The organism is Aeromonas sp. 102P (genome assembly GCF_051920345.1).
GTDB classification, from domain to species: domain Bacteria; phylum Pseudomonadota; class Gammaproteobacteria; order Enterobacterales; family Aeromonadaceae; genus Aeromonas; species Aeromonas veronii.
On the sequence record NZ_JBQBCZ010000001.1, the window covers coordinates 773,614 to 791,330 of the forward strand.

General features: G+C 60.9%; 17 protein-coding genes. 11 read left to right on the top strand and 6 right to left on the bottom strand.

The genetic code is table 11. The features are described 5' to 3' along the window. Nucleotides 1-282: 282 nt before the first annotated feature. Entirely contained in the window at nt 283-1,146 is an 864-nt protein-coding gene (locus ACTG1K_RS03705) for a YicC/YloC family endoribonuclease (protein WP_042031958.1), read from the bottom strand. 147 nt (nt 1,147-1,293) lie between these two features. On the opposite strand from ACTG1K_RS03705, the gene rph reads away from it, so the two are divergent. The 9 genes from rph (at nt 1,294) to ACTG1K_RS03750 (ending at nt 10,780) form a co-directional block, all read left to right on the top strand. Continuing rightward, entirely contained in the window at nt 1,294-2,010 is a 717-nt protein-coding gene (gene rph, locus ACTG1K_RS03710; RefSeq protein ID WP_005339589.1) for a ribonuclease PH, read from the top strand. 82 nt (nt 2,011-2,092) lie between these two features. Beyond that, nucleotides 2,093-2,746 carry an orotate phosphoribosyltransferase gene (gene pyrE, locus ACTG1K_RS03715; RefSeq protein WP_106551461.1) on the top strand — a complete coding sequence of 218 codons (654 nt, stop codon included), beginning with the start codon at nt 2,093-2,095 and terminating at the stop codon, nt 2,744-2,746. A 179-nt stretch (nt 2,747-2,925) separates the two neighbouring features. Beyond that, entirely contained in the window at nt 2,926-5,358 is a 2,433-nt protein-coding gene (locus ACTG1K_RS03720; RefSeq protein WP_440004833.1) for a heavy metal translocating P-type ATPase, read from the top strand. Nucleotides 5,359-5,368: 10 nt separating this feature from the next. Then, a complete protein-coding gene (gene cueR, locus ACTG1K_RS03725; protein WP_127007195.1) occupies nt 5,369-5,758 on the top strand; it encodes a Cu(I)-responsive transcriptional regulator in 390 nt (129 codons plus the stop codon). A gap of 127 nt (nt 5,759-5,885) precedes the next feature. Beyond that, the gene (locus ACTG1K_RS03730) at nt 5,886-7,040 is read left to right on the top strand and encodes a GGDEF domain-containing protein (protein ID WP_005339596.1); all 1,155 of its coding nucleotides are present in this window, start codon (nt 5,886-5,888) and stop codon (nt 7,038-7,040) included. A gap of 30 nt (nt 7,041-7,070) precedes the next feature. After that, nucleotides 7,071-7,334: a YihD family protein gene (locus ACTG1K_RS03735; protein WP_005339598.1), complete on the top strand. Its 264-nt coding sequence runs from the start codon at nt 7,071-7,073 to the stop codon at nt 7,332-7,334. A gap of 155 nt (nt 7,335-7,489) precedes the next feature. Then, the gene (ccoG, locus tag ACTG1K_RS03740; RefSeq protein WP_005356121.1) at nt 7,490-8,941 is read left to right on the top strand and encodes a cytochrome c oxidase accessory protein CcoG; all 1,452 of its coding nucleotides are present in this window, start codon (nt 7,490-7,492) and stop codon (nt 8,939-8,941) included. Between the two features lie 103 nt (nt 8,942-9,044). After that, the gene (locus ACTG1K_RS03745; protein ID WP_440004834.1) at nt 9,045-10,034 is read left to right on the top strand and encodes a serine/threonine protein kinase; all 990 of its coding nucleotides are present in this window, start codon (nt 9,045-9,047) and stop codon (nt 10,032-10,034) included. Between the two features lie 137 nt (nt 10,035-10,171). Beyond that, complete coding sequence (locus ACTG1K_RS03750) at nt 10,172-10,780, top strand: thiol:disulfide interchange protein DsbA/DsbL (RefSeq protein ID WP_005356138.1); 609 nt, start codon at nt 10,172-10,174, stop codon at nt 10,778-10,780. Nucleotides 10,781-10,852: 72 nt separating this feature from the next. Here the strand turns inward: ACTG1K_RS03750 and pncB are convergent, their stop codons facing one another. Both pncB and ACTG1K_RS03760 read right to left on the bottom strand, forming a co-directional pair. Further along, nucleotides 10,853-12,031 (bottom strand): nicotinate phosphoribosyltransferase, encoded by a 1,179-nt coding sequence (gene pncB, locus ACTG1K_RS03755; protein ID WP_440004835.1) that lies wholly within the window; start codon nt 12,029-12,031, stop codon nt 10,853-10,855. Between the two features lie 101 nt (nt 12,032-12,132). Continuing rightward, nucleotides 12,133-12,768: a nicotinamidase gene (locus ACTG1K_RS03760; protein ID WP_005356142.1), complete on the bottom strand. Its 636-nt coding sequence runs from the start codon at nt 12,766-12,768 to the stop codon at nt 12,133-12,135. A 74-nt stretch (nt 12,769-12,842) separates the two neighbouring features. Here ACTG1K_RS03760 and ACTG1K_RS03765 point away from each other — a divergent pair, with 74 nt between their 5' ends. Continuing rightward, nucleotides 12,843-13,493 (top strand): NUDIX hydrolase, encoded by a 651-nt coding sequence (locus ACTG1K_RS03765; RefSeq protein ID WP_005339607.1) that lies wholly within the window; start codon nt 12,843-12,845, stop codon nt 13,491-13,493. Then, the gene (locus ACTG1K_RS03770) at nt 13,490-13,996 is read left to right on the top strand and encodes a DUF523 domain-containing protein (RefSeq protein WP_440004836.1); all 507 of its coding nucleotides are present in this window, start codon (nt 13,490-13,492) and stop codon (nt 13,994-13,996) included. Before ACTG1K_RS03765 ends, ACTG1K_RS03770 begins: the two co-directional genes overlap by 4 nt. On the opposite strand, the gene ACTG1K_RS03775 is transcribed toward ACTG1K_RS03770, so the two are convergent. The 3 genes from ACTG1K_RS03775 to ACTG1K_RS03785 all read right to left on the bottom strand — a co-directional run bounded on the left by ACTG1K_RS03775 (nt 13,921) and on the right by ACTG1K_RS03785 (nt 17,434). Then, complete coding sequence (locus tag ACTG1K_RS03775) at nt 13,921-14,886, bottom strand: acyltransferase (RefSeq protein ID WP_440004837.1); 966 nt, start codon at nt 14,884-14,886, stop codon at nt 13,921-13,923. The two genes, ACTG1K_RS03770 and ACTG1K_RS03775, sit on opposite strands and share 76 nt — an antisense overlap. Before the next feature lie 6 nt (nt 14,887-14,892). Further along, a complete protein-coding gene (locus ACTG1K_RS03780) occupies nt 14,893-15,792 on the bottom strand; it encodes an acyltransferase (protein ID WP_236347820.1) in 900 nt (299 codons plus the stop codon). Nucleotides 15,793-15,919: 127 nt separating this feature from the next. Continuing rightward, nucleotides 15,920-17,434 (bottom strand): YifB family Mg chelatase-like AAA ATPase, encoded by a 1,515-nt coding sequence (locus ACTG1K_RS03785; RefSeq protein ID WP_440004838.1) that lies wholly within the window; start codon nt 17,432-17,434, stop codon nt 15,920-15,922. Nucleotides 17,435-17,717: the final 283 nt, after the last annotated feature.

Below are 17,717 nucleotides of genomic sequence, written 5' to 3' on the forward strand. Positions count from 1 at the left end.
GCAATAATGGCTGCCCACCACCGATTTGCTTATTGAATCAGCAGCTAACCTGTTGTGGTGGCGAGTTAAATGCGAAAATTGGGCAACTTACTGCTCACCAATTTGCTCACCGCAAAACGCTTATTGAGCCAAAATGAGGGGGCTGCCCACCATTCTGCCCACCACTAAACAGGTAGTTGGTAACGGACATCTGCAAACCAATTTGGACGGGGAAAATAAAAAAGCCCTGTATTTACAAGCAAATAACAGGGCTTTTAAGACATTCTTGGACGGGTAAAAAAACTATTCGATGTTTTGGATCTGCTCGCGCATCTGCTCGATAAGGACCTTCAGCTCGACGGCGGACTGGGTCACTTCGGCGTTGATCGATTTTGAACCGAGCGTGTTCGACTCGCGGTTGAACTCCTGCATCATGAAGTCGAGACGGCGACCGCAGGCGCCACCCTTCTTCATGATCTTGTTGGTCTCGCTGATGTGCATCTCCAGACGATCCAGCTCTTCGGCTACGTCGATCTTCTGGGCCAGCAGCACGATCTCCTGCTCGATGCGGGCCGGATCCAGCTCCACCTTGGCTTCGGCCAGCCGGTCGGTGAGCTTCTGGCGCTGCCACTCGATGATCTGCGGCAGGTGGACGCGCACCTTCTTCACTTCAACCTGAATGCCGGCCAGACGCTGTTCGATCAGCGCCTTGAGGTTGGCCCCTTCGCTGGCGCGGGAGGCGAGGAAATCTTCCATGGTCTGGTCAAAACCGCCGAGCAGCTCGGTGGCGACCGCGTCCATGTCCTGCTCGGCGGCAGCCATGACGCCCGGCCAGCGCAGCACGTCGACCGGATTGAGCTGGCCCTGACCCGCCTCTTTCATTACCCAGCTGGCGCTGTCGATAATCAGCTTGGCCAGCTCTTCATTGATATGGAGCTGGCTGGCTGCGGCCTGAGCGGCCTCGAAGCGCAGGTTGCACTCCACCTTGCCGCGCTGCAGTTTGGCGCGGAAACGCTCACGCAGAACCGGCTCCAGGCTGCGCAGTTGCTCCGGCAGGCGAATGTAGGTCTCCAGATAACGCTGGTTGACCGAACGAATTTCCCAAACGGCTGTGCCCCAGTCGCCCTTGAGTTCCTTGCGGGCGTAGGCGGTCATGCTGTGAATCATTGATTGTTCCGGGCTTGATGAAGTGTGCGGCCAGTATACTCAGCCCGGCCCTGCTCGTCAGCCGATGCCGTGGTTTTAGCGGCTGATATTTGGGGCGGGATCACTTATAATCCCCCGCCAATTTGAGCCAGCCCAGAGGTCCGTTTCATGTCACGTCCAAGCGATCGCAGTGCCGCGCAACTTCGCCCGGTTACCATTACCCGCAATTTCACCAAACATGCAGAAGGCTCAGTGCTGGTGGAGTTCGGTAACACCCGCGTGCTTTGCACCGCCAGCGTCGACACCAGCGTGCCGCGCTTCCTGAAAGGGAAGAACCAGGGCTGGGTCACCGCCGAGTACGGCATGCTGCCGCGCTCCACCCACTCCCGGATGAACCGCGAAGCGGCCTCCGGCAAGCAGAGTGGCCGCACTCTGGAGATCTCTCGTCTGATCGCCCGCTCCCTGCGCGCCGCGGTAGACCTGACTGCGCTGGGCGAGCACTCCATCACAGTTGACTGTGACGTGCTGCAAGCCGATGGCGGCACCCGCACAGCCTCCATTACCGGTGCCTGTGTGGCGCTGGTGGATGCGCTGAACTGGATGGTCGAGAAGGGCATGATCAAGCAGAGCCCGCTCAAGCAGATGATCGCCGCCGTTTCCGTCGGCATGTATCAGGGCGAAGCCATCTGCGATCTGGAGTACATCGAAGACTCCGCCGCCGAGACCGACATGAACGTGGTGATGACCGAAGATGGTCGCATCATCGAGGTGCAGGGTACCGCGGAGGCCGAACCCTTCACCCATGAAGAGCTGCTGGAGATGCTGGCGCTCGCCAAGGGCGGCATCGCTGACATCATTGCGCTGCAGAAGCAGTCGCTCTCCTAATTTCTGTTTTGAAAAACGCGGCATTGACCGCGTTTTTTTATACCCCCACACAAGACAACGACAAGCCAAGCAAGGAGCCAGAATGAAAGCCTACCAGCGTCAATTTATCGAGTTCGCCCTGGAGAAGCAGGTCCTCAAATTCGGTGAATTTACCCTGAAATCCGGTCGTAAAAGCCCCTACTTCTTCAACGCCGGTCTGTTCAACAGCGGCCGCGATCTGGCCCGTCTCGGCCGCTTCTATGCCGCAGCCCTGATGGATGCCGGCATCGAGTTCGATGTGCTGTTTGGCCCGGCCTACAAGGGGATCCCCATCGCCTCCGCCACCGCCGTGCAGCTGGTGGAGCAGCACGATGTGGACGTGCCCTGGTGCTTCAACCGCAAGGAGGCCAAGGATCACGGCGAGGGTGGCAATCTGGTGGGCAGCCCGCTCAAGGGGCGTATCATGTTGGTGGACGATGTCATCACCGCCGGCACCGCTATCCGCGAATCCATGGATCTGATCCAGGCCAACGGCGCCTCGCTGGCGGGCGTGCTGATCGCACTGGACCGTCAGGAGAAGGGCAAGGGCGAACTCTCCGCCATTCAGGAAGTGGAGCGTGACTACGGCGCCCACATCATCGCCATCATCCAGATGAGCGACTTGATCCAGTATCTGGAAGAGAAGCAGGCCGAGCAGCCGGAGCTGGCCGAGCAACTGGCGGCCATGAAGGCTTATCGCGCCCAGTACGGCATCTGAGTCACTGCTCACACCGAGCAATAGCTGAATGCGGCGCCCGTTTGCTCTCTGGCAGCAAACGGGCGCCGTTTTTTCATCTGCAAAAAGTGGATCATGTGGCTTGAGCTTACCCTTACAGTAAAGGTTAGGGTTTGCCAGTCAGCGTTTTGTGGTGCCGACGGGTTCCGGGGAGGAACAACATGACCACTCATCTTCAATCACCCATTCATCTGCAGTTGCCGCTCAGCGGCATGAGCTGCGCCAACTGTGCAGGCCGCATCGCGACCAGCCTCAACAAACTCGACGGGGTATCGGCCACCGTCAACTTCGCGCTGGAGCAGGCGGCCATCGAGCTGGCCAGCCCTGACCGCCTGCCTGCGGTGCTCGACAGCATCAAGAGTCAGGGTTATGACTACGGTAGCGAGACCTTTTTGTTCCAAATTACCGGTATGACTTGTGCCGGTTGTTCAGCTCGACTGAACAAGATGCTGGCGGCGCTGCCCGGCGTTATCTCTGCTGACGTCAACTTTTCCATCGAGCAGGCCCGCATCGTACTGGTCCCCGGGATGCAGACGCCCGCCGCTTTGCGCGAGCAGATCGAGGCACTCGGCTTTGGCGCCCAGCTGGCACAAGGCTCGGCCAGCGGCCGCCGCCAGCAGTTGCTGGAGCGGGAAGCGCAGGAAGCCGCCACTGCCCATCAGGCGCAGACCCGGGTCATCGTCTCGGCTTTGCTGACCTTGCCGCTGCTGGTGGGGATGCTGGCCATGGCTGGGTTGTTTCCCTGGCATCTGCCCGCCTGGCTCGAGCTGCTGCTCGCCACCCCGGTGCAGTTCTGGATCGGGGCCCGTTTTTATCGCGGCGCCTGGCTCGCCATCAAGAACCGCGCAGCCAATATGGATGTGCTGGTGGCAACCGGCACCAGCGCCGCCTACTTCTACAGCCTCTATCTGTTGTTGACGCTGGGGATGGCAGCCAGCGGCAAGCTCTATTTCGAAGCGAGTGCCATCATCATCACCCTGATTTCGTTGGGAAAACTGCTGGAGGCGAGAGCCCGCCGCAGCACCCAGTCCGCCATTCGCGAACTGATGGCGCTGCGACCGGAAACTGCCACCGTCTGGCGTGGCGAGAGCTGGCAGAGCGTCGCTATCGACGAGGTGCTGCGTGGCGATCGGCTGCGGGTGCTGGTGGGTGAGCGGGTGCCGGTGGATGGCAAAATCGTGAGCGGCGCCAGCGAACTGGACGAGTCGATCCTCACCGGCGAGAGCCTGCCAGTGCCGCGCAGTGAGGGCGGCAAGGTGCTGGGCGGTGCCATCAACCGCTCCGGCGTGCTGGAGATCGAGGCCACTACCGTGGGGGAGGACTCCAGCCTCAACAAGATCATCGCACTGGTGGAGAGCGCCCAGATGGGCAAGGCCCCGCTGCAGCAGCTGGTGGACAAGGTCTCTGCCGTGTTCGTGCCAGTGGTGATGGCCATCGCCCTGTTCACCCTGCTGGTGTGGTACGCCATCAGCAACGACTTCGGCCAGGCGCTGCTGGCGGCTGTGGCGGTGCTGGTGATCGCCTGTCCCTGCGCGCTGGGGTTGGCGACCCCTGCCGCCATCGTCACCGGCACCGGGGTGGCGGCCCGTCACGGCATCCTGATCAAGGATGTCGATACCCTGCAGAAGGCTCACGCCATCAAGGCGCTCATCTTCGACAAAACCGGCACGCTCACTCAAGGCAAGCCCGTGCTGGCGAGCTGGAGCGGCAATGACGAACAACTGCGCCTCGCCGCCGCCCTGCAGCAGGTGAGCGAACACCCGCTGGCACTGGCGATGCGCGAGGCGGTCGGCAAAGGGATGGCGCTGCCCCAGCCCGACGCGGTGGAAGTACGGGTCGGTGCCGGTATTGTCGGTCAGGTAGCTGGTCACAGGGTCGCCATCGGTAATGGTTCCCTGCTGGCCCAGCTCGGCATTGAACCGCCGCAACAGGATGAACAAGCCGCCGATGGGGCGACCCGGGTTTGGGTGGCCATCGACGGCGTGGTGGCTGGTATCGCGGCGCTGGCTGATACCCTGCGCCCCGAGAGCCCGGAAGCCATCGCCACCCTGCGCCAGCGCGGCATCGCCAGCTGGCTGGTGAGCGGCGATGCACCGGCGCCGGTGGCCCATATCGCCGCCAAGCTGGGGCTGGACGGGGCCTTCGACTCCGTACTGCCGGCCGGCAAGGTGGAGAAGGTCGCGGCGCTGCGGGCGCAAACCCGCGGGCTGGTGGCCATGGTGGGGGACGGGGTGAACGACGCCCCCGCGCTGGCGGCGGCGGATGTCGGCATCGCCATGGGCTCCGGCTCCGATGTGGCGATGGAGACCGCCGCCATCACCCTGATGCGATCCGACCCACGGCTGGTGGCCGATGCCATCGATATCTCGGCGGCGACCTGGCGCACCATCCAGCAGAATCTGTTCTGGGCCTTCGTGTTCAATATCATCGGCATTCCGTTGGCGGCACTGGGCTACCTTAGCCCCGAGCTGGCGGGGGCGGCCATGGCCCTGAGCAGCATCACAGTTTTGAGCAATTCCCTGTTACTGAAACGCTGGCAGCCGCGGGCAATGGCCCAGGTCAGCCACAATGTCAGCACCCAATCGAACCGTTAAGGAGTCATCCATGAACATCAGCAAGGTAGCCAAGGCCACGGGACTGACCGCCAAGACTATCCGTTACTACGAGAGCATCGGCCTCATCTCGGCGCCGGTGCGCAGCGACAACGGCTACCGCAGTTACACCGAGGGGGCGTTGCGCGAGCTGCGCTTCGTCAAGCGGGCGCGGGAGACCGGCTTCAATCTGGAGGAGTGTCAGGAGCTGCTGGCACTCTATCGGGACGAGCACAGAACCAGCGCCCAGGTGAAGAAGCTGGCGCAGGAGAAGATCGTCGATCTGCGCGCTCGCATTGCCGGTTTGCAGGCCATGCTTACCTCCTTGGAAGGGCTGGTCTGTTGCTGCCACGGGGATGAAAATCCCGAGTGTCCGATCCTCGACGAATTGGAGAAGGGGTGAGCAAGGACTCACCTGTCAGCGCAGAAGAAATCGTTATTGATTGATTAACTTCTTAATAAGCGGCGCTTTATTGTTGCGGGTCAGGGGGTAATGGTAGACTGCTCTGCTCTTGTACAGGAGTACTCAGTTGACCCAGAGTGTGACACGCCAGGTTAAGCAGGCCATCATGGCCCAGCTCTATACCCATGCATCGTTCAGTCTCCCCTGTTTGGGCGTGTTGGCATTTGGCTGGAGTCTGCTGTTTCACGACTATCTACCCGCCATCGAAGCGCTCGGTTGGCTGGCAGGCACTTTCCTGTGGTTGCTGGGGCGGGGCTGGCACCTGCGCTGGCGTCGAGCCCGCCTGCACCAGACACCGCTGCCGGTGCTGGAGCGGGAGCTCTTTATCGGAGCCACCATCACCTCCATCATCTGGGCCCTCGGGGTGCTGCTCTACATGGACAAGCTGCCCGATACCTACCGGGCCGCCATGATGATGCTCTCCAGCCTCATTCTTACCGGCAGCGCCATCATGCTGTTTGGCAGCCGCCGTACCCTCTATGGTTCCGCCCTGCCGCTGGGCATGGCGATGCTGTTCGAGCTGGGTAATGGCAACGAGCAGGAGCGGATCGTCTCCTGCATGCTGGCGGGCTATCTTTTTGTCTTTCTGCCGACCCTGTTGCGCCGGATGCGGCGGGATCAGATCGCCTCGCTCCACCACCGCTTCTCGAACGCCGAACTGGTTGCCGAACTGAAGGCGGTCTCCGAGCATTTGCGTCTCACCTCCCGCCTCGACGGCCTGACCGGTATCGCCAACCGCGCCCATCTCGACGACTCTCTGGAGCGGGCCTGGCGGCGCTGTCACCGCGCCCGGGCGCCGTTGTCGCTGGTGCTGGTGGATGTGGATTACTTCAAGCAGTTCAACGATCTCTACGGCCATCAGCTGGGGGATGACTGCCTGCAACAGGTGGCTGGCTTGCTGGCCGAGGTGGAGCGGCGCGAGGATGATCTGGCGGCCCGTTACGGTGGCGAAGAGTTTGCATTGCTGCTGCCCTGCACCGGCATGCAGGGGGCACTGCAGGTGGCGGACAATGTGCGGCAGGCGCTCAAGGAGCTGGCCATCCCGCACCAGAAGTCACTGGTCTCCGGTCGGGTCACATGTAGTTTTGGTGTTGCGACACTGATACCGGACAACAGCATGAAAATCGCCGATTTGATCCAAAAAGCGGATGCGGCACTCTATCAGGCCAAGCATAATGGGCGGGATCGAATCGAAGTAGCCTTGATGGGTAAGGTTGCCTGAATTTAACGTGACAGATTAAAGAGGTTGTCTATGCAATGTCATCGTATCGAAGAGCTGCTGGAGTTGTTGCAGCCTGCCTGGATCAAGGAACAGGATCTCAGCCTGGTGCAGTTTGTTGCCAAACTGGCCCAAGAAGCGGGATTTGAAGGGCCTCTGTCCGAGCTGACCGACGACATGCTGATCTATCACCTCAAAATGCGGGAATCCGACAAGCAGGCGATGATCCCCGGTCTGGCCAAGGATCATGTGCCCGATTTCAAAGAGGCACTGCTCAAGGCACGTGGAATCAAGTGAATCTTTAGCGGAAGCGCATCACCTCGGGGTGATGCGCTTTTTTGTTGCCGAAAATTGCGATCCAACCCCAATATTAGATACATCTAATCCACACAATTAGCATGCTGTTTAAGATATAATCCGCTCCATAACAAATAAGGGAGCGATGTCTTGCAATGGCCGACCACGATAAAATCGATATCAAGGACGTCACCGACAAGGGCGTAACCGGGACCTTCAACCCCAATACGTTCAAAGCCAGCGACGACAGATTCAACCCGGGTAACCGCATCTATGTGCGGGCCCAGAAAGGGTATTGGCAGCGGATGCGCAAGGCCATGGGCTGGTTCTTTGTGGCGCTGTTCGTGCTGCTGCCCTGGCTGCGTTACGACGGGCGACAGGCGGTGCTGTTCGACCTCGGTCACCAGCAGTTCCATATCTTTGGCGCCACCATCTGGCCGCAGGATCTGACCCTGCTCGCCTGGCTCTTCATGATCGCCGCCTTCGGACTCTTCTTTATTACCACCTTCCTCGGTCGGGTCTGGTGTGGCTATCTCTGCCCGCAGACAGTCTGGACCTTCATGTTCATCTGGTTTGAAGAGAAGCTGGAAGGGCCCGCCAACAAGCGGCGCAAGCTGGACGAGGCGCCCTGGAGCGGCGAGAAGCTGGCCCGCAAGGGAGCCAAGCATCTGGCCTGGCTGGCGATCTCGCTGGTGACCGGCCTGACTTTCGTCGCCTACTTCCAGGATGTAACTGAACTGGTGCCGGATCTCTTCACCCTGCAGGCCAGCGGATGGGTGCTGTTCTGGGTGCTCTTCTTCACCATCATTACCTACGGCAACGCTGGCTGGATGCGTGCCATCATGTGTATCCACATGTGCCCCTATGCCCGCTTCCAGTCCGCCATGTTCGACAAGGACACCTTCATCGTCGGCTATGACACCAAGCGTGGCGAGACCCGTGGCGCCCGCTCCCGCAAGGCGGATCCCAAGGCGATGGGGCTGGGCGACTGTATCGACTGCGATCTTTGCGTGCAGGTCTGCCCGACCGGTATCGATATCCGCGATGGCCTGCAGTACGAGTGCATCAACTGCGGCGCCTGCGTCGATGCCTGCGACCAGACCATGGAGCGGATGGGCTACCCGAAAGGGCTCATCAGCTACACCACCGAGCACAAGCTGGCCAACGACTCCACCCATGTGGCGCGGCCCAAGCTGATTGGTTACGGGCTGGTGATGGCGGTGATGCTGGGGGTATTTGTCTACAACGCCATGTCCATCATGCCGATGGGGCTCGATATCCTGCGGGATCGCAACCAGCTGTTCCGCGAAAACAGCGAGGGGCTGATTGAGAACACCTACACCCTCAAGATCCTCAACAAGACCCTGCAGTCCCAGACCTACCAGCTGGATGTGGAGGGCTTGCCCGAGTATCAGTGGTTCGGCCCCCGTGAAGTGACCCTGAAGGCGGGCGAGATCTACACCCTGCCGGTCAGTCTGGCGGTCGATCCCTACAACCTGAAACGGCCGGCGCTGGATATCCAGTTCGTGCTGAAACGGGAGGGGGCGGCGCCCGATGACAGCAAGGGCAACCTGCGCCAGGGCAGTAAGTTTATCAGCCGGTTGTAGCTGCGTGTGGCTACGGGCGGGGCGTGACACCAGTCCGGTCACCAGCGAGCACGGCAATGCCGGGTAGTAGTGATAGAATGGGGCGCAACGGCGCCCCTTTCTTATGGTGGATGACATGCGTTTCAACTATTCCGACCTCAATCCCGACCTCATCATGGATGCGCTCGATCTCAGTGGCTTGCGGCTCGACTCCGGTCTTATCGAGCTCAACAGCTACGAAAACCGGGTCTACCAGTTTCAGGATGAGGATCGTCGCCGCTATGTGGTGAAGTTCTACCGTCCCGGCCGCTGGAGTCGGGCCCAGATCCTCGAGGAGCACGAGTTTGCCATCCGTCTCGCAGAGGCGGAGATCCCGGTCGCCGCGCCGCTCGCCTGCGCGGGCGAGACCCTGCTGGAGCACGAGGGCTACCCCTTTGCCATCTGGCAGAGCGTCGGTGGTCGCCAGTTCGAGGTGGATAACCTCGATCAGCTGGAGTGGGTGGGGCGTTTCCTCGGTCGCATTCATCAGATCGGCGCCAGCAAGCCGTTCCACCATCGGGTGCGACTCGATGTGGAGAGCATGCTGCACGAACCGCGTCAGCTGCTGGCGTCTGGCGAGTGGCTGCCAAGCGGGCTGGCTAAGCAATTCTTCGGGGTGCTGGACGAGCTGATCAAGCATGTGAGCGACGCCATGACCCTGGATGTGGCGCAGATCTCCCTGCATGGCGACTGCCACCCGGGCAACATCCTCTGGCGCGATGGCCCCATGTTTGTCGATCTCGATGATTGCCGCACCGGCCCCGCGATTCAGGATCTCTGGATGATGCTGAGCGGCGAGCGCCATGAGCAGCAGATCCAGCTCGACACCCTGCTGGCGGGCTACGAGGAGTTTATGGAGTTCGACTCGCGGGAGCTGGCGCTGATCGAGCCGCTGCGGGCGATGCGCATCGTCCACTACATGGCCTGGCTGGCACGGCGTTGGGAAGATCCCGCCTTCCCCCGTCACTTCCCCTGGTTCAATACCGATCACTACTGGCGTCAACAGATAGCGACCCTGCACGATCAGCTGGAGGCACTCAAGGCGCCACCGTTGAGCCTGATGCCAAACTGGTGAAATAGAAGGGATCTTGCGAGGAAAGCGGGACTCGATCTCCGGCCCTGACCATTGACGTCAGCATGGCGAAACAATAGGCTTGGCACTGCTTCGGTTCGCCGGGCGTGCCTCACAGTGATCCCTTAACAGGAAACATCATGAAAAAAGTTCTATTTTTCCTTGCTGCCATGCTGATGATCCCCATGGTTCACGCCGCCCCCGAGTTCAAGGAAGGCGTCAACTACGATGTGGTCAAACAGACTGGCAGTGCCCAGCCGGAAGTGATGGAGTTTTTCTCCTACTACTGCCCGCACTGCGCCACCTTCGAACCGATCGTTGAACAGTTGAAGGCCGGGTTGCCAGAGGGTGTGCCCCTCAAGAAGAACCCGGTTGCCTTCCTCGGCCGCGAAATGGGCCCCGAGATGCAGCGTGCCTATGCCGTTGCCAGCCTGCTCAACGCCGAAGCCAAGCTGACTCCGGCCATCTTCAACAAGATCCACACCCAGCGTCAGCCGCCGATGAGCCGTGACGATGTAAAGAAGATCTTCGTGGACAACGGCGTGCCGGCTGAAGAGTTCGACGGTGCCGTCGACAGCTTCGCCGTCTCCGGCATGGTCTCCCAGTTCGATCGCAACACCGAGAGCTACAACATTCGCGGTGTACCGGCCTTCCTGGTGAACGGCAAGTACATGGTGAAGATTGAATCCATCACCTCTCAAGAGCAGTTCAACAAGCTGGTGCAGTTCCTGCTGGCCAAGAAAGACTGATACCCCTTGAGTCGATAAAAAAGCCCGCCGGTGCGAACCGGCGGGCTTTTTGTTTTCTGGTGTTCGGGAAGATCAGACCCCGACGTGGAACGCCTGTTTGAGGTTGCGGATAAACTCCGCATCCCGACAGAGGGTCTTGCCCGGGCTGTCGGAGATCTTGGCGACCGGGCCGCCATTGCACTCGATCAGCTTGAAGACGATGTTCATCGGGTTGACACCGGGCAGATCGCAGGTGAGCTTGGTGCCGATGCCGAAACTGGTGTTGATGCGGCCACGGAAGTGACGGAACAGCTGCACCGCCTTGTCGAGGTTGAGCCCGTCGGAGAAGACCAGGGTCTTGTCGGTGGGGTCGATGCCAAGGCGCTGATAGTGGCTGATCGCCTTCTCGCCCCACACCACGGGATCGCCGGAGTCGTGACGCAAGCCCTGATAGCTGCTGGCCAGCTCGAAGTCGAAGTCCCGCAGGAAGGCATCCATGGTGATGCAGTCGGTCAGGGCGATACCGAGATGGTCGGTGAACTCGTCCAGCCAGCTGGTGAGGGCAGCGCGTTGGCTGTGCTCCAGCGGGAAGCCGAGCTGCTGGTGCGCCTGGAACCACTCATGGGCCTGGGTGCCGACCGCGGGCAGCTTGTACTTCTGGGCCAGCATGTAGTTGCTGGTGCCGCGAAACGCCGGCAGCCGCTCCTTGAGGCGACCCACTACCGCATCCTGTACCGCGTGAGAGAAGCGGCGGCGGGTGCCGAAGTCGATGAGGTTGAACTCGCTCATCTCATCGCTGCTCAGCTCCTTCTCCAGCTTGTCGATCTTCTGATCGAGCCGCTCCAGTGCGTGGCTGACGCCGAACTGGGGATAGCGGAAGCGGTTGCGCATCTCGCTGATGATGGCGAGCACCGGGATTTCCCACAGGATCACATCCTGCCAGGGGCCCTCGACCCGCACATTGATGCGGCCATCCTGCTCGAACACTTTGAGTAGCGAGGCGTCGAGCGGCTTGCGGCGCAGGTGGTCGAGGTAGTCAGGGGTGAAGAAGGGACGCTCGGCCAGAAAATCGAGCTCTGGCTTGATCAGTCGCAGGGATCCGGCGAGGCGCAGTTGCTCCTCGATCTGCCCCATCATGGGCAGCAGATCCTCTTCATTGCGGCTGTGAAACTCGGCCACCACCTCGGCATCCGGATAGCGATGGAACACCGCCTGCTGCATATGCAGCTTGTAGGCGTCGGTGTCGAGCAGGCTGGTGAGGATTGGGGGCATATCAGGCTCCTCGCAGACTGGTGAGCACGATGGAGCTCCCCTGCCGCATATGTAACGTGCAGGCGTCGGTGTCGAGCAGGCTGGTAAGAATCGGTGGCATATCAGGCGTCCAGCAGGCGTTGTACATCGATCAGGGTCTGGGCCAGTTCGGCGCCAGCCTCGATCATCTGGGTGTGGGCGCTGGCAACCGTCGCGGGGGCGATGCCACGGCAGGCATCGAGATGGACGATCACCCGGAAACCGGCGCGGCGCAGTTGCAGCACGCTGGTTTTGACACAGTAGTCGGTGGCGAGGCCGCCGACCAGTACGGTATCGACCTGGCGGGCTTGCAGAAATTCGATGAGTCCGGTGCTGCGCCGTTCGGCCAGGTCGTGGAAGCAGGTGCCGTAGGGATGCAGATCAGGCTCGACCCCCTTCCAGACGAAGAAGTCATAGTCGATGGGAGCGGGCAGGCCGTCGAGCAGCTCGAAGCCTTTGCTACCCGGAACGCAGTGCACCGGCCAGGTGAGGTCGGCGTTGGGCAGATCCAGCGGCAACAGCATGCCTGCGGGGTCAGAGACGGCCCAATCGGCATTGGCGGGGTGAGAGTCCTTGCTGCCGATCCGCAGCGTGGCGAGGGTGGCCTGAGCGTTGAGCGCAGCCACAATATCATCACCGCCCGCGACGGGCAGTTCGTTCGGGCAGAGGGGAGTAAAGCCCTTCTGCGCATCAATATCCAGGCTGGCGACGGTTCCCATGATTGGCTCCTGCACATACTATTCGTGTGATATTATCTACCAAACATTAATGGAAGGCGAGCAGGGCGATCGGCATGCTGAGAATGAGTCTGGATATGGTGGTGCTGCGGTTGCATGAGGAGCGGCTCGAGCTGCTCCTCGAGACCCGCGATCGCCCCCCCTTTGCCCACTGCTGGCAACTGCCGGCGCTGCGCATCGACGAGACCCGGGATCGGGATCTGGATGCCGCCCAGCGCCGCCTGCTGGCGGAGTGGGGGCTCGGTCACTGCTACAGCGAGCAGGTCTGCACCCTCGGCAATCTGGAGCGGGATCCCCGCGGCTGGTCCACGACCCTGGTCTATCTCTGTCTGGTGGATCCGGAAGTGGAAGCGATCCACGGTTGCTGGCATCCGCTCGCCAACCTGCCGGGGCTGAGCCTCGCCTTCGACCATGTTCAGCTCATCGCCAAGGGGTTGGAGCGGCTGCGGATCAAGAGCCGCTACAGCACCCTGCCGCTGCAACTGCTGGGGCCCGAGTTCACCCTCTCCGAGGTGCAGCGCGCCTTCGAAATCATCCTGCAAACACCCATGAATACGGCCGCCTTTCGCAAGCGGATCCATCGCGCCGACATTCTGGTGGATACCGGCCGCAAGCGCACCGGCAAACAGCGCCCCGCCATTCTCTATCGGCTGGAGAGTCCCTGCTGCGTGATGTTCGATCAGGTGATGCATGGAGCGGAAGCATGAGTAAGACCAGCGTGCACAAGGTGCTGGTGAGTGCCTGCCTGCTGGGTCAGCCGGTGCGTTACGATGGCCAGAGCAAGGGGATTGTCAGCGACTGGCTGAGTGCGCTGGGTGCCGAGGGGCGGGTGCTGGCCTTCTGCCCCGAAGTGGCGGGCGGTCTGCCGACCCCGCGCCCTCCTGCCGAGCGGCAGGGCGAGCGGGTAGTGACGGCGAGCGGGCTGGATGTGACTGCCGAGTTTGATCGCGGCGCCGAGCTGGCGTTGGCTATTTGTCAGGCGCAGGGCATTCGCTTCGCCCTGCTGAAAGAGGGGAGCCCCTCATGTGGCAGCGGCCGTATCTATAACGGCCGCTTCGAAGGTGTTTCTGTAGCGGGCGAGGGCAAGACCACTGCCCTGCTGCGCCGCCACGGGATTGCAGTCTTTTCCGAAGATCAGTTGGCCGAGTTGGCTTCTGCGCTCTCTTTGGATTCCTCCCCGGATTTGGCGGCAACCGGCAGCGGCACCTGACCGCTCTGCCACCCCTCCAGCACCTCGTCCTTCTCCTGCCAGCGCTGGTTTAGCCACTCCTGAAAACCGCGCTTGAACTGCTTGTCGTTGAAGTAATCTCCTATCAGCTGTTCATTCACCGGCAGCTCCTCAATCCGCACCTGAATGCGTTTTACCCGTCCCATCAGGAAGTCCTTGAACGGGGTCTCGGCGTTGTCCGGATAGCGGATGGTGACGTTGATCAGACTGTCGAACTGTTCGCCCATGGCGGCCAGCGTGAAGGCCAGCCCCGCCGCCTTGGGGGGCATCAGGTGACGATAGCGGGAGCGTGATGCGTCCCGTTTCTGCTCGGTGAAGCGGGTCCCTTCCACGAAGTTGATGACGGTAGTAGGGGTGTGGCGAAACTTCTCGCAGGCATTGCGGGTGGTCTCGATATCCTTGCCGCGCAGGTGCGGGTTGCGCAGCAGGAATTCCCGTGAATAGCGGCGCATAAAGGGCATATCGAGCCCCCAGCAGGCGAGCCCCAGCAGCGGGATATAGATCAGCTCGTGCTTCATAAAGAACTTGGGCACCGGCAACCGATCCCGGAACAGGTGGCCGAGCACCACGATATCAGTCCAGCTCATATGGTTGCTGATGATGAGATACCAGCCATCCTTGCGCAGCTTGGTATTGTCCTCCACCTGCCAGTCAATACGGGTGGTGAGGTGGATCACCAGCGCATTGCAGGCCAGCCACAGACGCATGAAGCGGTTGTTGAGGCGGCTGCAGGCGCGGCCAAATGCCGGGAGCGGCAGTACTAGTTTGGCCAGCGACACCAGCAGGATCAGGCTGGCGCACAAGGCGGTGAAAAGGATGGTCAGGCCTGCGCTGATGATCAGCACCAGCGGGCCGGGAAGCAGGGATAGCATGAATGTTTACTGCGCCTTGGTTGCCAGCAGTTGGCTCAGGGTCTGGTCCTTTTCGTGCCAGATCCCGTTCAACCACTGTTGAAACTCTTGTTGGAACTCGGGGTCATTGAAGTAATCCCCCACCAGCTTGCGGTCGATCGGCAAATAGCGGACCTGAACCTTGATTTGCCTGACCCGGCCACACATGAAGTCCCAGTAGCTGGGGATGCCGTCCGGATAGGCGATGGTGACATCCACCAGTTGATGCAACTGATCACCCATGGCGGCCAGAGTAAAGGCGATGCCCCCCGCTTTCGGGAGCAGCAGATGACGATAGGGCGAGCCCTGTTTCTGATGCTTGCTGCCGGTGAAGCGGGTGCCTTCGACGAAGTTCATCACACTCACCGGAATGTGGCGGAACCTGGCGCAGGCCTTACGGGTTGTCTCTATGTCTTTTCCCTTCAGATGGGGATGTTTTTCCAGAAATTTTCTGGAATATCGCCGCATGAAGGGGAAGTCGAGCGCCCACCATGCCAGACCGAGAAAAGGTACCCAAATCAGCTCTTTCTTGAGGAAAAACTTCAGGAAGGGGATTTTTTGGTTAAAAACCCGCTGCAGTACCAGTATGTCGACCCAGGATTGATGGTTGGCAATCACCATATACCACTCATTCCGGCGCCCTTTGTCCACTCCGACCACCTCGAAAGGGGTTTTGATGATGGTTTTCTGGATCAGATTGTTGAAACCGATCCAGCAGCTGGCACAGCCATCCAGCAGCCAGTTGCAGAGGGTGCGCCACCCCTTGAGGGGGAGCAGGAGCTTGAGCAGACCCAGCGAGAAGATGGGGACAAACCAGAAGAGGGTGTTGAAAAAATAGAGCAGGGTGGAGAGGCTGCCGCGCAGTCGCTCTGTCAGCTTGTTGGGCATGAGTCGGGTCCGTCTTGCTGTCGATAAAGGGCCATCAAGTGGTCAGATCTGTGGCCATAATATCAGCCGATTGCCCGTGAGACCATTCAGAGCCGTTACTGGGTTGGACTCACCCTTTTCCCTCCTGTCAGCTGCTGCGCAGTCGCGACAGCAGCCGGTCCATGGCCCTGTAACCGAGTGCCTCGATAAGATGCTCCTTGCCGATGGCGGGTTGCCCGGCCAGATCGGCGATGGTGCGTGACACCCGCAGGATGCGATGCCAGGCCCGGATGCTGAGCCCCAGCTTCTGGATGGCGTTCTCCAAAAATTCGGCATCTTGCGGTGATAAGCGGCAAATATCCTCTATCTCACGGCTATCCAGCAGGTTGTTGAGCTTGCCGTTACGACTCAGCATGCGCTCTCGCGCCGCCAGTACCCGAGCGCGGATCTGCTGGCTCGACTCCCCCCGCTCCGCCTTGCCGGTGAGGCTCCCCTTGGGCAGCAGCGGCACCTCCACCGTCAGGTCGAAGCGGTCGAGAAAGGGGCCGGAGAGCTTGCCGAGGTAGCGCAGGATCTGATCCGGGCTGGAGCGGGTCTGGCCATCGCCATAATGGCCGCAGGGGCTGGGATTCATGGCGCCGACCAACTGGAAGCAGGCGGGGAAATCTACCTGACGGGCGGCCCGGCTGATGGTGATGTGGCCCGTCTCCAGCGGCTCGCGCAGGGAGTCGAGCACCTTGCGCTCGAACTCGGGCAATTCATCCAGAAACAGCACCCCGTTGTGGGCCAACGATATTTCGCCGGGCCGCGGGTGGCTGCCACCGCCCACCAGCGCCACTGCCGAGGCACTGTGGTGGGGCGTGCGGTATGGCCTGTGGTGCCAGTGACCGGCGCGCGGGGTGAGGCCACCGATGGAGTGGATGGCGGCGGTCTGCTGCGCCTCCTGCTCGCTCAGCGGCGGCAAGATGCCGGGCAATCGGCTCGCCAGCATGCTCTTGCCGGTGCCGGGCGGGCCGATGAACAGCAGGTTGTGGCTGCCGGCGGCGGCGATCTCCAGCGCCCGCTTGGCCTGTGACTGGCCGATCACATCCTGCAGGTCCGGCACATCTGGCAGGCTCTCCGTGCTCTGGGGATCCGGCAGCGGCAGTTCGTACTGACCCGCCAGCCAGGCGGTGACGGCCAGCAGTTGGTGGGCGGTGCGCACTTCGGCATCCTGAATGAGGGACGCTTCGGGGCCGTTCTCCCGCGGTACCAGCAGAGTGCGCCCCGCATCCCGGCAGGCGAGCACGGCGGGCAGCACCCCGAGCACGGGGCGAATTTCGCCGGTCAGGGCCAACTCCCCCAAAAATTCATGATCGAGCAAGTATTTTGCCGGTATCTGCTTGGAAGCAGCGAGAATGCCGATGGCGATGGCCAGATCGAAGCGGCCCCCCTCCTTGGGCAGGTCGGCGGGGGCCAGATTGACGGTGATGTGTTTGCTCGGGAACTCGAAATTGCCGTTGAGCAGGGCGCTGCGCACCCGATCTCGTGACTCCTTCACCGAGGTCTCCGGCAGGCCGACCATGTTGAAGGCGGGCAGGCCGTTGGAGAGGTGAACTTCCACTGTAACTTGCGGGGCCGCGATCCCGAGGCTGGCACGGCTATAAACCACAGCTAATGACATAAATCCCGTCCTTGAGTTGATATATGTTCTGACTAACTGCTTGTTGTTGGTTTTTTATTCCAGAGTTCCGGCTGAGGAATAGCCAAAATCAGTGGGTTGTCACAGAAAAAAGGCTTGCCCAATAAAAATCACCGTGCTAGTTCTAATAGCCATTCGCGGTAGAAACCGCCCCAATTTCACAGGATTTCCGGTTGTAACTATGAACATGGCCTCCCGTTTCGTCAGCATTATTGTGGTCCTAGTGGTGATTATTATCTCACCGCTCGGGGCTCGTTTAGCTGCA